Here is a 15,939-nt window from a genome sequence, read left to right as displayed (position 1 = left end):
TTTGCTACCGCGACCTTATTTGGTCGTGACGTTCTCTTGAATCCATTCGGGGCGAAGAAGGAAAACCAGCAGCGCCTTTTGCGCGTGCATGCGGTTCCCGGCTTGGTTGATTACGTCGCTTTGAGGGCCGTCGATCACGTCGTCGGTAATCTCTTCGCCGCGGACTGCGGGAAGGCAGTGCAACACGCGTGCGGTCGACGGTGCGGACGCCATTAACTCTTCGTTGAGTTGATAGTCCGCGAACGCTTTGCGGCGAATTTTGGACTCGGCTTCTTGTCCCATGCTAGTCCACACATCGGTGTAGATTGCATCGGCTTCCTTCACCGCTTCCTTAGGATTGGTGACCTGTCGCAAATTCGCGTCGGGATACCGTTCTTTGATTCGGCCGAGCCACTCGTCGTCGAGTTCATAACCTTCGGGACACGCGAGGGTGAAGCGTAGTCCCAGCATCGCACAGGCTAACGCCAACGAACGAGAGACGTTGTTGCCATCGCCAACGAAGACCAGGTGTCGACCTTCGAGAGACCCAAACGCTTCTTGGATCGTCAACACATCCGCGATCGCCTGACAGGGATGCGACAAGTCCGTGAGGCTGTTGATCACCGGCATCGCATTGAAGCTGGCGAGTTGTTCGACGCGGTCGTGGCTTTTGGCGCGGCAGGCCACCGCATCGACAAATTGCCCGAGAACGTTGGTGAAGTCCGATGGAGATTCACGTTTGCCCCATCCGACATCCTCGCCCAAAAACAAACTGTTGCCACCGAGTTGCGTCATTCCGGTTTCGAAACTGACCCGCGTCCGCAAGCTCGGTTTTTCGAAAAGGAGCGCCAGGGTGTAGCGATCCAAAATTGGTGGTCGCAACCCGGCACGCAGTTCACCTTTGAGGTGGCAGGCGGTGGCTAAGATGGATTTCAGTTCGTCCGTTGTCAGATCGAACAGAGTTAGCAGATGTCTCATGATTGGGTCTCCGGATCGGTTATCGAATCCGAATCGTCGGCTTCGCTTTCGGCGAATTCACCTTCGAATTGGGATCGTTTCACTTCATCGTCGTCAGTGTCTTCGATTTCGTCTTCGTCAATCTCGTCTACGTCGAGTTGCTCTTCTTCTTCGAACTCATCTTCATCCGAGGCGTCATCTTCATCTTCTTCGTTCTCGTCTTCACCATCGGACTCGTATTCCAGTTCGTTGGACGATTTCTGTTCCAACTCGTCGCTTTCCGACTCGTCCTCATCCAGTTCGTCGTCGAGTTCGTCGTGTTCTGGTTCTTCGTCTTCTATTTCTTCTTCGTCGAGTTCATCATTGTCGGATTCATCGTCCGCGAACGCTTCTTCGTGGTTCTCGTCGCTGTCTTCTTCGTCTTCGACATCCGATTCGTCGTCTCCGAGTTCGTCATCGTCCACAATGTCCGAAGGAGCGTCCGCCACTTCGTCGAGGGACTCGGCTTCGGATTGTGTGTCTTCTTCCGATGCCTCGGAGTCTTCCGGCGAAGCCTCCGCAACAGGCTCGTCCGAACGCTGCTCTTCTTCCTCGATGGCTTCAAAAACCATGTCGATGCGATCGAGCAATTCCGATTGTTCGTCGGCTTCGAAGATCAGTGGTGGTTGCAAGCGGACTGCGAACTCGCCCGCCGTCGCAACGGCGAGTCCAAAACCGGCGGCAACCTCTGCCCATTGTAGCGAAGGCAGGTCGAGTTCGATGCCGATCGAGCGTCCCGTCACGTGCAAATCGCGAACACTTTCTCGACGAGCCAATCGTTCGGCCAAGGAGGTTGCGAGGGAATCCAATTCGGTCGACTGCCACGAAAGGGTCATCCATTGTTGCAATGTCGCGTCGACGACAACCGCTACCTGAGGGCTGAGCGGCATCTCTTGCTCGCTGGTCACTCTGCTCGCATCAGCCGGTTCTAGTTGTTGGATTTGTTCAGCGAGGGCCGAGTTGAGAGCCAGCACGCCGCCACCGCATCCGCCGTTCAGCCCGGCGGACATCATGACCGCGTCCGCCGTCACCGAGGCGATGGAGTCTTGAATCCAAAAGTGGCCACCGCCCATCGGCGGAAGGTTGCGATGATCGATCACCAACGCGGCATGATGGCGATCGCAGGCTTCACGGATCGCGATCAACTGTTCGAGTGAAATCGGTTGGACCTGTTCGTGCAAATCCACGGGCGAGATCAACACCATCGCGGTGCTGTCGTCGATCCGTTGATGCAAGGAATCGAGTGGCGCGTGCACGAACCCTGGCACCAACGGCCACGCCGGTTCGCGAAGATCGGCTCGACCGCTCGCCATCCGGCCGACAACGCCTCGGCCGTGATCACTGCCAACGGCACAGAGCACGCGTGATTCGGCTGCACCACCGTCATTCGACGAATTCGCATTGTCCGATTGCACCGTGATGGATTGGTGTCGTCGACGGCAGAGGACGATCGCCCATTGCAGCAGGTCTTCGAGTGAACCCGCGGGCAAACACGTCGCGATCACCGTTTCATCGTGACCGGTGACGTCGCGCAATCGCTCGGCGAGTCGCGCCGACCAGTCCGTGCCTCCGCCGGACGCATTTTCCCAATAGGAATGCGCCCATTGCGAAACCGCATCGGCGAGAAACTCACCTCCGCGTCCGGTGGGCGAGATCATGCCGGCAAGTGCGTCCAACTCATGATCGCCGCGATTGGATTGGTTCATGCGTGAATCTCAGTCCCGACTCCGTCGGTGGTGAAAATTTCGAGCAGCAGAGAATGTCGCAAACGTCCATCAATGATGTGCACTTTTTGAACGCCGCGATCGAGCGTTTCCAAACAAGCTTCTACTTTTGGAATCATGCCACCTCGAATCACCCCGCTGGCGATCAGTTCCCTTGACGTAGCCGCGGACATGGCAGGGATGATCGAATTCGGGTCCGACTCATCTCGCCGGACACCGTTAACGTCCGACAGGAAGACTAATTTATCGGCACCGAGAGACTGCGCGACAGCCATCGCAGCAGTATCCGCGTTGACGTTGTAGAGTTGACCTTCGTCGTCATAGCACAACGAGGGAATCACCGGGACCTGATCCGTGTAGGCGAGGCTTTCGATCACGTCGCGATCAACCCGCGTGACTTCACCGACGAATCCCAGATCCTCGCCATCGGGATCGAGCATTTTTTGCCCGTGCAGCACGCACGTCGTGCGCGGCGAGAGATTCATGGCTCGCCCGCCCAGACGCTCCATCATTTCGGTCAGCTCGACATTAAGCTCACCGGCGAGCACCTGCTCGACCACCTTCAACGACGGTTCGTCGGTGACGCGGCGACCGCGAATGAATTGTGCGACGATTCCCGCGTCGGCCATCGCTTGCGTGATCGCTTTGCCGCCGCCGTGGACCACGACCGGACGCAGCCCAACAGTCTCCATAAAGATCACGTCCAGCAACAGGTGGTGCATCGCGGTGCGATCTTCTAACAAACTGCCACCGAGTTTGATCACCGTTGTTTTGCCACGGAATCGACGGATCCACCCCATCGCTTCGATGAGTGTGTCCGCTTTTGCGATCGCTTGATTCATTTAGAATTGCCGGAAAAGAAAAGCGGAAAAGTCTAAGGTGCCTCCCCCCTTGGGTCAATTCGGCTTGTTTTGTTGATGTGGCGGTATTTCCAGCTGTTGTTGGACGAGAATCGCTCATTTTGCACGTTCTCGCGACCGAAAACCCATTTGGCAGGCTTGACCATTGCCGGACTCACTGTTTATTTTGATGCCATGCGAAATCGACTAGCTCTACGACTTATTCTCGACCTCGGCCTGCTTCCCGGCAGCTCGAGCCGATTCGTCGTGGGTACGTAGAGCCTCGCTTTCCCGACCACCACCAAAAAACGAATTAGCCCGAGCCGCCTTCACTGTGCGACTCGGGCTTTTTTTTTGTGATCCCGAATGTGACCCTCGAAATCGCCTCACTCTCGTTTCCTATCCCAATTCCTTCAGTCACCTAGATTCCCAAATCTGAAAAACTCATGTCTGAAACCACGACCGTAACGGATCAGCCATCCTCCGGACCGACGTCCGAATCTCCGCAGCGACATATCCGCATCTTCGACACCACGCTTCGCGACGGCGAGCAATCGCCTGGTGCGAGCATGAATCTTTCGGAGAAACTCGAGGTCGCCGCCGCGCTGTCTGACATGGGCGTCGACGTGATCGAAGCAGGTTTCCCGATTGCCTCGCCAGGGGATTTCGAGTCCGTCCGGCAAATCGCTCAAACCGTCCGCGGTTCGACGATTTGCGGTTTGGCACGCTGTAACGACAAAGACATCGATCGGGCGTGGGAGGCACTGAAAGTCGCATCGAGTGCACGCATCCACGTGTTCCTCGCCACCAGCGCGATCCATCGGCAGTTCAAATTGCGGATGACCACAGATGAAATCGTCGAACGGGCGATCGCCGGCGTTAAACGTGCCGCGTCATACTGTGACGATGTCGAGTTTTCACCCGAAGACGCTTGCCGCACTGAGCATGACTTCCTGTGCCGCGTCGTTGAAGCCGCCATCGACGCTGGTGCCACGACGATCAACGTCCCCGACACCGTCGGGTATGCGACCCCAGGCGAAGTCTTTGACCGATTCAAAATGCTGTGCGACCGCGTGCCCAATATGGACAAGGCTGTCCTCAGCACCCACTGCCACAACGATTTGGGGATGGCCGTTGCAAACTCGATGGCGGCAGTCGCCGGAGGTGCCGGACAGATCGAGTGCACAATCAACGGTATCGGCGAACGTGCGGGGAATGCCGCGTTGGAAGAAATCGTGATGGCGATCAAAACTCGCCAGGATTACTTCCACCTGACCACCGGCATCAATTCGAAACGCCTCGTTCCGGTCAGCCGATTGGTCAGCAAGACGACCGGTATCAACGTCCAACGAAACAAAGCCATCGTCGGCCGCAACGCGTTCGCGCACGAATCGGGGATTCACCAAGACGGCATGCTGAAGGAACGCAGCACCTACGAAATCATGTCACCCGAGGAAGTCGGTTTTTCAAAAACGGATTTGGTCTTGGGCAAACACAGCGGTCGGGCCGCTCTCGCCGATCGCGCCAAACAACTCGGCTTCACCCTCAACGGAGAGCAACTGCAATCGGTCTTCGATCGTTTCAAAGTGCTCGCTGATAAAAAGAAAGAAATCTACGACGGTGACATCGTCGCTCTCGTGCAACAGCAAATCAGCGGCACGTCGACGACTCAGTGGACACTGCTCGACTACGAAGTCACCAGCGCGAGAAACCAAACACCTCGCGTTCGCGTGACCCTCGGGCACGGCGACAAAGAATTCACCGAACAGGTTGAACAGGGCGACGGGCCGATCGATGCGGCGTTCTGGGCGGTCGAAAAAATCACCGGCATTGAACTGGTCTGCAAAGATTTCCGGGTTCGCAGTGCGACGCTCGGACGTGATGCGATCGGAGAAGTGAACGTGGAGGTCGAGCACAAAGGGCGATCCTACCGCGGCGTCGGCGTTAGCACAGATAGTGTCGAAAGCACGATCCTCGCGATCCTGAACGCGATCGACCGAATCGCCGCCGGGCAGAATTCTCAGGGCGACAGCGAACTGCCACAGCCCTGAGCCAACGGAGCGTTAGCGGATGTTTGCAGCCCTGAGCCAACGGAGCGTCAGCGGGTTGTTACAGCCCTGAGCCAACGGAGCGTTAGCGGGTTGTTACAGCCCTGAGCCAACGGAGCGTTAGCGGATGTTTACAGCCCTGAGCCAACGGAGCGTCAGCGACTTGTTGTTGCCCTGAGCTAACCAGAGCTTCGGCGAGTTGTTTTGACCTGAGCGAACGATCTGACGCTCTCGCCCGAATGCAGCCCTGATCCGCCTCACGAACCCAGACCGTACGTGAGGCGGGTTGCGATGAAGTGTTTGTGAATCGATTGTTGGCGTCCTTGGCATCGCGGCCAAAGACGGGACGAGCCCGTGCGAACCTGAATAGGAACAGGAATTCGAAGATGGATTGGGAATCCGACGAAGACGAAACCTACACGGCTTACCACGAAGCCGGGCACGCGATCGTCGGATGCGCACTCGGCGCCCAAATCGATCGGGTCTCACTTTCCCAAGCTTCCGCGTACGACGATTTGGAAGATGATCTGCCTAACCGCTTTGGCGATTGTCTGGTCAACTGGGGCCGCGTCGACCCAAATCAGGTTTGGCAACAACAACGCGAACTGCTCACAATTTTGGCTGGTCCGATCGCAGAGTGGGTGTACCGCGCAGAAGACGCCGACGAAATCGACGTCGCGACCTGGCATCTCGATTGGCAACAGGCCGAACAGTGTGTCCGGCAAATGCACGCTCAGCGAGAGATGCAAAATCGGATCATGCGTGATGCCATTTCCCGGCTCAAGCGTTTGATCGCCAACCCGCCCGTTTGGCCCGCCATCGCGGCGTTAGCGGACGAACTCTCGATCGGTGATGCGATTGACGGAGAACGCGTCGCGGAACTCGTTCGCTTCTGGTGGCGGCGTTCCGGATATTGAAGCTGCTTCCGTCGCGACTCAAACGCGATACTGTTCTAGTTCTTCGAGACTCGCAAATTCGAGTGCCGAAATGTGAGTCGCTTCGAGGTGCACCTGAGGTGCTTTTCCCGCATCAAACGCTTCTTTCCACCTCGCCGCGCACAGGCACCACCGATCACCGGGCTGCAATCCGGGGAATTCGTACATCGGCATGGGCGTCGACAAATCGTTGCCTCGTTCACGGCTGAACTCGAGGAACTCTGCCGTCACCTCGCAACACACCACGTGCAAACCCACGTCCTGTCCGCCTGTGTTGCAGCACCCGTCGCGGTAAAAACCGGTCATCGGATCGGTGCTGCAAACGGCTAGCTCCGTTCCGAGGACGTTCTTCGCACCGGATTTTCGAGCGGGCATGTCATTACTTCGTTAAATGAGAGTGAGTGGGTTTTGGTCGCCTGGTCATCCTGCTTGGCTCAAGCATCATGACGGTATTGGGAGCACGTTTTTATAACGTGATCCATTTGCCATTTTCGGCGTCGCTTTGCCGCAATGCGTCGAGCACTCGTTGCGTTTTGATTGCGATGTCGGCTGCACGCTCGTTGCGTGTTCGATTCAGGATGGACTCGCCAAAGCTGCGAATCATTCGAACCTCCTGCGAGTCCGCTTCTCCCGAGGCGTGTTCTCGTACCGCACCGTTCGTCGTGTGGCGACCGAAGTTCCAGCGGCAATTGTCGATCTGCAGTTCGTGTTGGTGGCATTGCCATTTTGACTCAGCATCCACAAACGGCAAAACGAAATCATCGATCGTGAGGTAGCCCTGATCGCCCGTGATCGTCGCCGTCTGTTGATTGACGCAGCGAAACGAGCAAAAGAATCCTGCGGTCAGGTCGTCGTCAAATTTCAGTTCGCCTTGAAACTCTGACGGGACACTGCCACCGTCATAGACCGAGATCGCGCGACCAGAAACGGCAGCTGGTAACCGGTCACCCGTCGCCCAAAGGCTGAACCGGATGCAGTACCAACCGAGATCACCGAGGCATCCGTGTGGTTCCAGTTCGGCACTGGCGCGAATGTTGTCAGACTGGAATGAGTCGTCGGCACAGAATGAAAAATGCGTCTGGATGCGGCGCATTTTTCCGAATCGTTCCGAGTCAGCGAGCACTTCCTTCACCGCGGGCAAACGCGATGAGTGATCAAACATCACGCCATCCATGAACTCGACACCGTTTTCTCGGCAGGCCGCAATCATTTCGTCAGCATCGTCGGCATGAACCGCCATCGGCTTTTCGCACAGGACGTGTTTGCCTGCTTTCGCGGCCGCGATGACCCATTGTTTGCGAACCGCCGTCGGAAGCGCGATGTAAACCGCATCAATGTCATCTCGGTCGATCAAATCTTGGTAATCGCCGACCGCCACCGGGCGTGCGAGCGTCGCCTCTCCGTTCGCATTGACGACGACCGGCGGAGCTTCCATTGAGCAATCATGAATGAAAGCTTCGGCGCGAGAAACATCGCGACTCGCGACTGCGGCAACCACACCGTTGCCGCTCATGCGGACGGCCTTCCAATTCTTGCGAGCGATCTGTGCCGCACCGATGAATCCCCATCGGACAAATTTCGATTCAGGTGTCGACTGTGTCATTCAAATTGCTCTTCGTGCCCAGTTCAGGAGTTTCAGCGATGTCGGATAGGTCAACTTCGGTTTGTTCGAGATCTTCTTCCACGGTCTCGTTCGTGCTAAATCGTTTTTGCGCGCTTTCGGTTCGCTCGATGATCACCATGCACATGTCATCGAACTGGACCGCGTCGCCCATGTGCTCGAAAACGCTTTCGATGATCCGTTCCTTCACAACAATCGCCGCGGTGTCATCGGTGCCTGGCATCACGAGCGTGTCGCGAACGATCGCACGCAGTGGGTCGGTTCCCCATTCTTCGTCGTCGATGTCCATCGCTTCGTTGATCCCGTCGGTGTACATCACCGCGAGGTCACCCTCGTCGAACGGGAACGTCGTAACCGCGTATTCCATGCCTTCATCGATCGCGATCGGCAACCCCGAATCTTCATCGCCTGGTTCGACAATTTCACCGGTCTTGGCGAGGCGAATGATCGGTGGCATGTGTCCCGCGTTCACGATCGATATGGAATCACTGCGGGGGTCAATCACGACGAGCAGGTACGTGACAAACCTCTCGACGTGCAAGCCACTCATGAGATCATTCAGACGCTCAACGGCGCGGGCGAGATCCGGTTCACTTGCGAGGCAGAAACGCGTTTCCGCGGCCAGTTTCGCCATGTACATCGCCGCCGCGACGCCGTGGCCGACCACGTCCGCGACCACGACCGCAACGCGTCCGTCGGGCAACTCGACATAGTCAAAGTAGTCACCGCCGATATGGTTGGCCGCTTGGTAATAGCTCTCGAGCCGATACGTTGGGACTTCGGGTTGGCGTGACGGCAGAAACGCGTGTTGAACTTCGGTGGCGAGTTTCAGGTCCGTCTCGACCTCTTTCTGTCGCAGCGATTGTTCGTGCAAACGGGCATTGTTGATCACCACACTCGCTTGAGCAGCAACGCCGGTGAGCAGGTCAATGTCCTCGTCGCGAAATTGCCCGCGGCCCTGCGTTGAGTCAATCTGCAGGGCACCGATCGCTTCGCCGTCCGCGTTGTGAAGTGGGGCGCACATCATCGAACGGATCGAGAAGTCCGCGATCGATTCGCTGCTGTCGAACCGGCTGTCGTCCATCGCGTCGAGCGACAGGATCGTCTCGCCGCTTTCCATTGTTTTGCGAATGATCGTGCGGCTGATCCGAACCGTCTCGGTCTCGTCATTCTTGGATCGTGTCTTCACCCACCGCGGCACGAGGCTGCCGTCGGGCGTTTCCATGACAACAAATCCGCGGTCGGCCGATGGGAAGACCTCAAACAAACTCGCGAGAACTTTGGGAAGGACTTCGTCGAGCGAAATCGCCCCGGTCAGATTTCGATTGATCGCAATCAACGCCGCGAGTTTGGCCTCCGGCGTCGCGGTCATTTTCAGACCTTGATCGCTGCTGCGGAATTCAATCTTCGAGCTGGCGACGACCTCGGTATCCGATTCGTCGACCATCTGGATACCAAAATTGGTTCCATCGAAAGTCATTTCGCTAGTCCCACCACGGGCGAATTCGGGAATCGCGTCGCTGTGGAACAGCAGTTCCACTTCGCTGATGCGAATCCGGTCTCCCTGCGCCAGCACATGCGGACGGGTGAGCAGTTGCCCGTTGACAAACGTCCCGTTACGGCTGCCGAGATCTTCGACCGTCCACGTTTCGCCGGCGTGGATCAATTTGGCGTGATACCGACTGACCGCACCGGCATCGACAACGATGTCACATTCGGGATGCCTGCCGATTCGCATCTCGTCACGATCGAGTTCGAACTGGTCTGACGGCGCGCCGTTGATGGTGGACGTAACGTATGCCATGACACTGCAGGTCCGATTTCGAGAGTTAGCAGAAAAACCAATCCCGCCGAGACATCATCCGCGTTCGGCGATTAGCCTTTCGCCCGATAAATTTCGGGGTTCAATGACGGATCATTGTACATCTTCATCTGGCGATACGTCTTGTGCTGCTTCCGCCCGGCGAACAGATCATCCAGCAATGTCTGCAGGCTGTTCGACAAATCGGCATGCTGAACCTGGCACAACGCGACCCGCTGGTCGACTTTCTGACGGTGTTCATCCGTCGCGTCTTCGCGGTCGCGTTGTTCGGCGTAGTGGTACAAACGCAACGACATGATTGACAAACGATCGATCGCACTCCCGGAGGTTTCGGTATTAATCGGCAGTGCCGACGTATCTCCGACACCCGCGGCAGCCAAAAGTTCGGTGATCGCGTCGTCGATCTTTTCGATCATATCGTTGCGAGCTTGGTTGAGCTTGTCGATCGACCTTTTCACTCCGGCGATTCGCTCATCGGTGGCTTCGGGACTACGGGCGATGTCTTCCTCGTGCCAAAGCCGATAATTGAATTCGTGCTGGCGACACACCAATTCTTCGAAACCCGAATACGGATTCGAGATCGGTTCGTTATGCCATTTCTCAACGCAGTCAATTTGAAGCTGCGTCAGAGTTGATACCGGAGGTAAGGTTGTCACTGAATCAAACCTCTTTCTCGTCGATCCAGCTCATCATGCGGCGAAGGCCCATGCCGACCTGCTCGACTTCGTGCAAACGCTCACGACGACGGGTTGCCTTGAAGAACGGTGCACCGGCGCGGTTCTCGCTGATCCATTTGCGAGCGAATTCGCCGCACTGAATTTCTTCCAGGATCTTCTTCATTTCCGCCTTGGTTTCAGGCGTGATGATGCGTGGTCCGGAAACATAGTCACCGTATTCGGCGGTGTTACTGATGCTGTAACGCATGTAGCTCAGTCCGCCCTGATACAACAGGTCGACGATCAGCTTGAGTTCGTGCATGCACTCGAAGTAAGCCATTTCGGGTTGGTACCCGGCTTCCACGAGGGTTTCAAAACCGGCTTTCACCAATTCGCTGACACCACCGCACAAGACGACTTGTTCGCCGAACAGGTCGGTTTCGGTTTCTTCGGCGAATGTGGTTTCGATCACACCACCGCGAGTTCCGCCGATGCCCTTCGCGTACGCCAAACCGATTTGCTTGGTCGATTCCGAGGCACCTTCACCCAAGGCGATCAAGCTAGGAACACCGCCGCCCTTTTCGTACTCGCTGCGGACCAAGTGGCCGGGGCCTTTGGGAGCAACCAACAGAGTATCGATGCCCTTAGGTGGCTCGATCTGACCGAAGTGAATGTTGAAGCCGTGCGAGCACATCAACACGTTGCCCGGTGACAGGTTGTCACGGATGTGGTCGCGGTAGATGTCGCCTTGGACTTCATCGGGAAGCAAGATGTTGATCACGTCCGCAGCCTTGGTCGCTTCGGCGATCGGCAACGGATCGAACTTGTGCGAAACCGCGAGATCGTAGTTGGCCGAGCCTGGACGTTGGCCGATGATGACGTCGCAACCGCTGTCGCGAAGGTTCTGAGCCTGAGCGTGACCTTGGGAACCGTAGCCGAGAATCGCGACTTTCTTCCCTTTCAAGTGGGAAAGATCGGCGTCGTTGTCGTAGTAAATCGTTGCAGCCATCAGAGTCGAAACCTTCGAAGGGTACGGGGGAAGATAGAGGTGTTGTAATTGTTGAATGAGAAGCGGACGCGTTGTTGCGTCCTCTCGATATCACGGCGTCCAGAACAAACCGAACGCGTACGCGTCATCGCGTCGGCGATTGGCTACGCGTGCAAGGCTTCGACGCCCGGCACGTTGGAAGCCGGCGTCAAACCATCGCTGCGGACCATCGCGATTCGTCCGGTGCGGACCAATTCTCGGATGCCGTAGGGACGGACACGCTCGATAAAGGCCTGGACCTTGCTCTCGCGGCCGCTGATTTCGATCATCACTTCTTCAGGACCGACGTCGACGATTTGACCGCGGAAGATATCGACCAGCTCGCGAACTTCGCTGCGAACGCTGCCTGCCGGGGCGCTGATCTTAACCAGCAACAGATCTCGCTCGACGAAATCATTCGAACTGATGTCGAGAACGCGGACGACGGTGACAATCTTTTCGAGCTGTTTGCGGACCTGCTCGAGGACCCGTTCGTCGCCGACGACGACAAACGTCATTCGCGACAGGGTGGGATCCTCGGTCTCGCCGACGGCGAGCGAGTCAATGTTGAATCCACGCGATGCGAGCATTCCGGAAATGTGAGCCAACACCCCGGGCACGTTCTGAACGAGTGCCGAGAGGAGGTGACGATAGTTCGAGTTGGCCATGACGCAAAAACACAGCTTCAGAGCTGTCAAAGAGGGTGCGGGTCGCGACGAATTGGAGCGGCATGATAATTTTGTCACCCTTGGCTGCCAAGGGCGGCAAAGCCTGCCCATCCAAAGCGGTTGGGGAAATGAGAATGTCGGTCGCTACGACCGGACCGCCATGGCCCGGAAATCCCACCGTTGACCCTGCAGATTTGACCCCGCAGATTCCCGCCCGGCGGGAAATGCCCGCCTGGTCCTGGTCCCAGGAACGCCTAGTCACAGGAACGACTGGTCCCAACAACAATGCCCTGCATCTCTGCTCGGATGTCATCTTCTGCTCGGATGTCGCGTTCCAGAATTCTCCCGCCGGGATGGTTTACTTCTGGGGGTGCCCCTGTGGCGTCGTTGCCCGGAAATTCGCACCCGGCATGGGGCCTTTGGGGATTTTCGAGGCAATCTCCGTAGTTTTCTCCAGATGGCCGCCGATCGCGGAGTCAGCACGCGTTTGAGATTCGTCGTTACGCGACCGGTGACAAACGCTCGACGCTGGCGAAAAAGGTGGACTCGCCCTGAGGTACCGATGTTTCCTATACTCCCGGACTCGCTTGCCTCCGTTTTTCCCCTCTATTTTCTCTTGTGAAACATGAGTTCGACCGTGACCTCCCCCGCTCTCGCTGACAAAAACGTTGAATCTCGGCCCTCCATCCGGGTTTACAACACGCTCAGCAAGACGAAGGAACCATTCTCGCCGCTGCGTCCGCCCCGCGTGGGAATGTATCTGTGCGGACCGACCGTTTACGCCGAATCGCACATCGGGCACATGGTCGGTCCCGTGATTTTCGACACGATCAAACGCTTCCTCACTTATTGCGGGTACGACGTCATGTTCGTGGTCAATATCACGGACGTCGATGACAAATTGATCGCCAAGAGCAAAGAACGCGGCATCCCGATGAGCCAAATCGCGGCGGAAATGACCGCTGATTACTTGGCTAACCTGAAAGAACTCGGCGTCAACCAAATCAATCACCTGCCTCGCGCCACCGACCACATGAACCAAATCATTGCGTTCATCGGTTCGCTCGAGGAAAAAGGCTTCGCCTACGCGATCGACGGCGACGTGTTTTTCGACGTCACGAAGGACCCCGGCTACGGGCAACTGTCCAACCGCAGCGTCGAGTCGCAGCAGGGCGAAGGCGGCGGAGCGGCCGCCAAGAAACGCAACCCTGGCGACTTCGCACTCTGGAAATCCGCCCGACCGGGCGAACCGAGCTGGGAGAGCCCATGGGGTGACGGCCGGCCCGGATGGCACATCGAGTGCTCGGCGATGAGCCACGAGATTCTCGGCGAAACGTTCGACATCCACGGTGGCGGGCTGGACCTGATGTTCCCGCACCACGAAAACGAACGGGCCCAGAGCACGTGCCGTCATGACGCACCGATGGTGAAATACTGGATGCACAACGGTCTGATGCGGGCGGGCGAAAAAGGCAAGATCGGTGGCAAGAGCGACCGCGAAAACGCTGCCGCCGAAACCGCCGAGTCGGTCGAAGAAGCCGCTTCGGGAAAAATCAGCCGCAGCAAAGGTGCCGGCGGTTTGGCAGAACTGATCCGCACCCAAACCGGCGAACGCATTCGTTTCTTCCTGCTGCGAACCCATTACCGCAGCACCATTGTCTTCAACGACGAAACGCTCGCCGAAGCCGGAACGTCACTCGAAGCGTTTTATCGCTTTTTCGAGCGGTTCTCGGAGATCACCGGCCAATCGTTCTACTCGCTCGAAACACCGCGTCTGCGCACCGAAGGTGATTTTGACGCCGGCAAAGATCCGTTGCTCAACGAAATCAAATCGATCCGTACGAAGTTCCTCGCCGCGATGGACGACGACTTCAACACCGGGCTCGCCATCAGTGTGCTGTTCGATTCTTTGCGGGCCCTTAACCGGTTTATCGATTCCGAAAAACTCGCTCCGGGCAGCGACGTCGAATCGGAGTCGGTCAAGAAGCTGGTTACCGCAACGACCGTGATCGCAGAACTCTCCCGCGTGCTCGGTCTTTTTGCGCGGCCGCCGATCGCCGCCGGTGGTGACGACAGTTCTGCTGAACTCCTCGATGGAGTGGTTCATCTGTTAATCGATCTTCGTAAAGAAGCTCGCGAGCGAAAGGATTACGCGACGGGCGACGCGATCCGCGACCGGCTTTCCGAACTCGGAATCGCACTGCTCGATAAAAAAGAAGGAACGTCTTGGGAACGCAGCTCGTAGTCGATCGTCCCGATGTTGCTCAGTGCATACTGGGCATCGATCCGGGGCTCAACACGACCGGTTACGCGGTGATCCGCCGCGATGGTGGCAGCCTTCTGCTGATCGAAGCGGGGGTGATTCGCAGCCGTGCTCGCGATCCGCTGGGGGCTCGTCTTAAGGAACTCAGCGATGGGGTGCGTGAAGTCATCGCGGCCCATCCGATCGACGCGATGGCCCTCGAGCAATTGTTCTCGCACTACGAGCGACCTCGAACCGCGATACTGATGGGGCACGCTCGCGGTGTGATCTGTTTGGCCGCGGGCGAAGCCGGATTGCCGATCGCCAATTATGAGCCGACGCGTGTGAAGAAAGTCATCACGGGCAATGGCCGCGCGAGCAAAACGCAGATGCAACAAGCGGTGAAGCTGCAGCTCGGGCTCGAAAAGGTCCCTGAACCAAACGACGTCGCCGATGCCATGGCCATCGCCCTCACCGGGCACTATCTCACCGGCAATCCGCTGAACGTTTGATGCCGCTCCAGTTTTTAGCTGCGGCGTTTGCCTACCGATCAAGCAGCCAGGCTTGCGTCGACTAAGCCGTGTCGTCGCCACTGCACCCAACAATTTTTGCTTTCAGCTTTTCGTTTGCCCCCAGGCCCAACGGGCCGACACAAAATCCACCCACCCCCGTAGCTGATCGAGGCCCTCGGTCAGCCCCCCGCACCCATCAAACCCCAGCAGCCCCACCCCCACCACAATCCCACACAACCTAAAACCAAAGATCAGGACCAAGATTAAGATCAAGCCTTCAATCGCCAACCAACCTCCCCCGTAGCTGACCGAGGCCCTCGGTCAGCCACCCACAGCCATCAAGCCACCCACAGCCATCAAGCCACCCACAGCCATCAAGCCACCGGCAGGCTCAGCCCAGCGCAACCTAACTTCTGCCCACCCCACAAAATAAACCAGCACCTCACCCCCAACCACACACCACCCCAAAACCAAAGATCAAGATTAAGAGAAAGATTAAGACCAAGAATCAAACCCCAACCACCCCCCCCAGCACGAAAACCACTCACTCACCAATCCCAGTGAGAAAAAGGTGTGCGGTACCGAAAAGCCGCAGCGGTACCGGCCTCCTTTTCGTCGGCACCTTATCTCTATCTCTTCGGACATCTCTTCGGACAAAGAAATCGCCCTAGCAACCTCGCCCCCGGCCGGCCGCGTTTGGTTGGCGGCATCTCTTGACAGTAATGTTTGGCGATTCGGTGTCCAGCATCGCCGGGCATTCACTCCGGATCACACGAAGATGACGTGCGACCCTGCCAGCTCACCTATCGGTCGAAACCAAACACGGTGCCGTCACGAAGCCGAAGCCCGCCTAACTGCTTCCTCTTCCCG

Annotated in this window: 13 protein-coding genes; 4 read left to right on the top strand and 9 right to left on the bottom strand. The window is 57.3% G+C overall.

The features are described 5' to 3' along the window. Positions 1 to 15 precede the first annotated feature (15 nt). The 3 genes from argF to argB are packed head-to-tail and all read right to left on the bottom strand — an operon-like array spanning position 16 to position 3,541. Entirely contained in the window at positions 16 to 957 is a 942-nt protein-coding gene (gene argF, locus FHS27_RS22730; protein WP_184307338.1) for an ornithine carbamoyltransferase, read from the bottom strand. Continuing rightward, positions 954 to 2,681: an aminotransferase class III-fold pyridoxal phosphate-dependent enzyme gene (locus FHS27_RS22725; RefSeq protein ID WP_184307336.1), complete on the bottom strand. Its 1,728-nt coding sequence runs from the start codon at positions 2,679 to 2,681 to the stop codon at positions 954 to 956. Before FHS27_RS22725 ends, argF begins: the two co-directional genes overlap by 4 nt. Then, complete coding sequence (gene argB / locus FHS27_RS22720) at positions 2,678 to 3,541, bottom strand: acetylglutamate kinase (RefSeq protein ID WP_009102199.1); 864 nt, start codon at positions 3,539 to 3,541, stop codon at positions 2,678 to 2,680. The genes FHS27_RS22725 and argB overlap by 4 nt, the downstream gene beginning before the upstream one ends. A gap of 443 nt (positions 3,542 to 3,984) precedes the next feature. Here argB and FHS27_RS22715 point away from each other — a divergent pair, with 443 nt between their 5' ends. Further along, complete coding sequence (locus tag FHS27_RS22715; RefSeq protein WP_184307334.1) at positions 3,985 to 5,589, top strand: 2-isopropylmalate synthase; 1,605 nt, start codon at positions 3,985 to 3,987, stop codon at positions 5,587 to 5,589. A gap of 383 nt (positions 5,590 to 5,972) precedes the next feature. After that, positions 5,973 to 6,503, top strand: a complete 531-nt coding sequence (locus tag FHS27_RS22710; RefSeq protein WP_184307332.1) for a cell division protein FtsH — start codon at positions 5,973 to 5,975, stop codon at positions 6,501 to 6,503. Between the two features lie 18 nt (positions 6,504 to 6,521). Here the strand turns inward: FHS27_RS22710 and FHS27_RS22705 are convergent, their stop codons facing one another. The 6 genes from FHS27_RS22705 to ilvN form a co-directional block, all read right to left on the bottom strand. Beyond that, the gene (locus FHS27_RS22705) at positions 6,522 to 6,896 is read right to left on the bottom strand and encodes a DUF2237 family protein (protein WP_009102204.1); all 375 of its coding nucleotides are present in this window, start codon (positions 6,894 to 6,896) and stop codon (positions 6,522 to 6,524) included. Between the two features lie 91 nt (positions 6,897 to 6,987). After that, the gene (locus FHS27_RS22700; protein WP_184307330.1) at positions 6,988 to 8,124 is read right to left on the bottom strand and encodes a Gfo/Idh/MocA family protein; all 1,137 of its coding nucleotides are present in this window, start codon (positions 8,122 to 8,124) and stop codon (positions 6,988 to 6,990) included. Continuing rightward, entirely contained in the window at positions 8,105 to 9,946 is a 1,842-nt protein-coding gene (locus FHS27_RS22695) for a SpoIIE family protein phosphatase (RefSeq protein WP_009102206.1), read from the bottom strand. Before FHS27_RS22695 ends, FHS27_RS22700 begins: the two co-directional genes overlap by 20 nt. A gap of 71 nt (positions 9,947 to 10,017) precedes the next feature. After that, positions 10,018 to 10,620 (bottom strand): DUF4254 domain-containing protein, encoded by a 603-nt coding sequence (locus FHS27_RS22690; protein ID WP_044256238.1) that lies wholly within the window; start codon positions 10,618 to 10,620, stop codon positions 10,018 to 10,020. Positions 10,621 to 10,624: 4 nt separating this feature from the next. Continuing rightward, entirely contained in the window at positions 10,625 to 11,629 is a 1,005-nt protein-coding gene (gene ilvC, locus FHS27_RS22685) for a ketol-acid reductoisomerase (RefSeq protein ID WP_184307328.1), read from the bottom strand. A gap of 143 nt (positions 11,630 to 11,772) precedes the next feature. After that, the gene (ilvN, locus tag FHS27_RS22680; RefSeq protein WP_184307325.1) at positions 11,773 to 12,315 is read right to left on the bottom strand and encodes an acetolactate synthase small subunit; all 543 of its coding nucleotides are present in this window, start codon (positions 12,313 to 12,315) and stop codon (positions 11,773 to 11,775) included. A gap of 625 nt (positions 12,316 to 12,940) precedes the next feature. Here ilvN and cysS point away from each other — a divergent pair. Beyond that, positions 12,941 to 14,560, top strand: a complete 1,620-nt coding sequence (gene cysS, locus FHS27_RS22675; RefSeq protein WP_184307324.1) for a cysteine--tRNA ligase — start codon at positions 12,941 to 12,943, stop codon at positions 14,558 to 14,560. After that, the gene (gene ruvC / locus FHS27_RS22670; RefSeq protein WP_246420626.1) at positions 14,542 to 15,069 is read left to right on the top strand and encodes a crossover junction endodeoxyribonuclease RuvC; all 528 of its coding nucleotides are present in this window, start codon (positions 14,542 to 14,544) and stop codon (positions 15,067 to 15,069) included. Before cysS ends, ruvC begins: the two co-directional genes overlap by 19 nt. The last annotated feature ends 870 nt before the right edge of the window (positions 15,070 to 15,939 follow it).

Origin of the sequence: Aporhodopirellula rubra, assembly GCF_014192335.1 — a bacterium.
Classification (GTDB): Bacteria; Planctomycetota; Planctomycetia; order Pirellulales; family Pirellulaceae; genus Rhodopirellula; species Rhodopirellula rubra.
The sequence above is the reverse complement of the archived record's forward strand: the minus strand, read 5'-3'. Positions and strand labels throughout refer to the sequence as shown.

Excerpts from the sequence above, each read along its gene's own strand:
- argF (WP_184307338.1), bottom strand. The coding sequence starts at position 957 with ATGAGACATCTGCTAACTCTGTTCGATCTGACAACGGACGAACTGAAA.
- FHS27_RS22725 (WP_184307336.1), bottom strand. The coding sequence starts at position 2,681 with ATGAACCAATCCAATCGCGGCGATCATGAGTTGGACGCACTTGCCGGC.
- argB (WP_009102199.1), bottom strand. The coding sequence starts at position 3,541 with ATGAATCAAGCGATCGCAAAAGCGGACACACTCATCGAAGCGATGGGG.
- FHS27_RS22715 (WP_184307334.1), top strand. The coding sequence starts at position 3,985 with ATGTCTGAAACCACGACCGTAACGGATCAGCCATCCTCCGGACCGACG.
- FHS27_RS22710 (WP_184307332.1), top strand. The coding sequence starts at position 5,973 with ATGGATTGGGAATCCGACGAAGACGAAACCTACACGGCTTACCACGAA.
- FHS27_RS22705 (WP_009102204.1), bottom strand. The coding sequence starts at position 6,896 with ATGCCCGCTCGAAAATCCGGTGCGAAGAACGTCCTCGGAACGGAGCTA.
- FHS27_RS22700 (WP_184307330.1), bottom strand. The coding sequence starts at position 8,124 with ATGACACAGTCGACACCTGAATCGAAATTTGTCCGATGGGGATTCATC.
- FHS27_RS22695 (WP_009102206.1), bottom strand. The coding sequence starts at position 9,946 with ATGGCATACGTTACGTCCACCATCAACGGCGCGCCGTCAGACCAGTTC.
- ilvC (WP_184307328.1), bottom strand. The coding sequence starts at position 11,629 with ATGGCTGCAACGATTTACTACGACAACGACGCCGATCTTTCCCACTTG.
- ilvN (WP_184307325.1), bottom strand. The coding sequence starts at position 12,315 with ATGGCCAACTCGAACTATCGTCACCTCCTCTCGGCACTCGTTCAGAAC.
- cysS (WP_184307324.1), top strand. The coding sequence starts at position 12,941 with ATGAGTTCGACCGTGACCTCCCCCGCTCTCGCTGACAAAAACGTTGAA.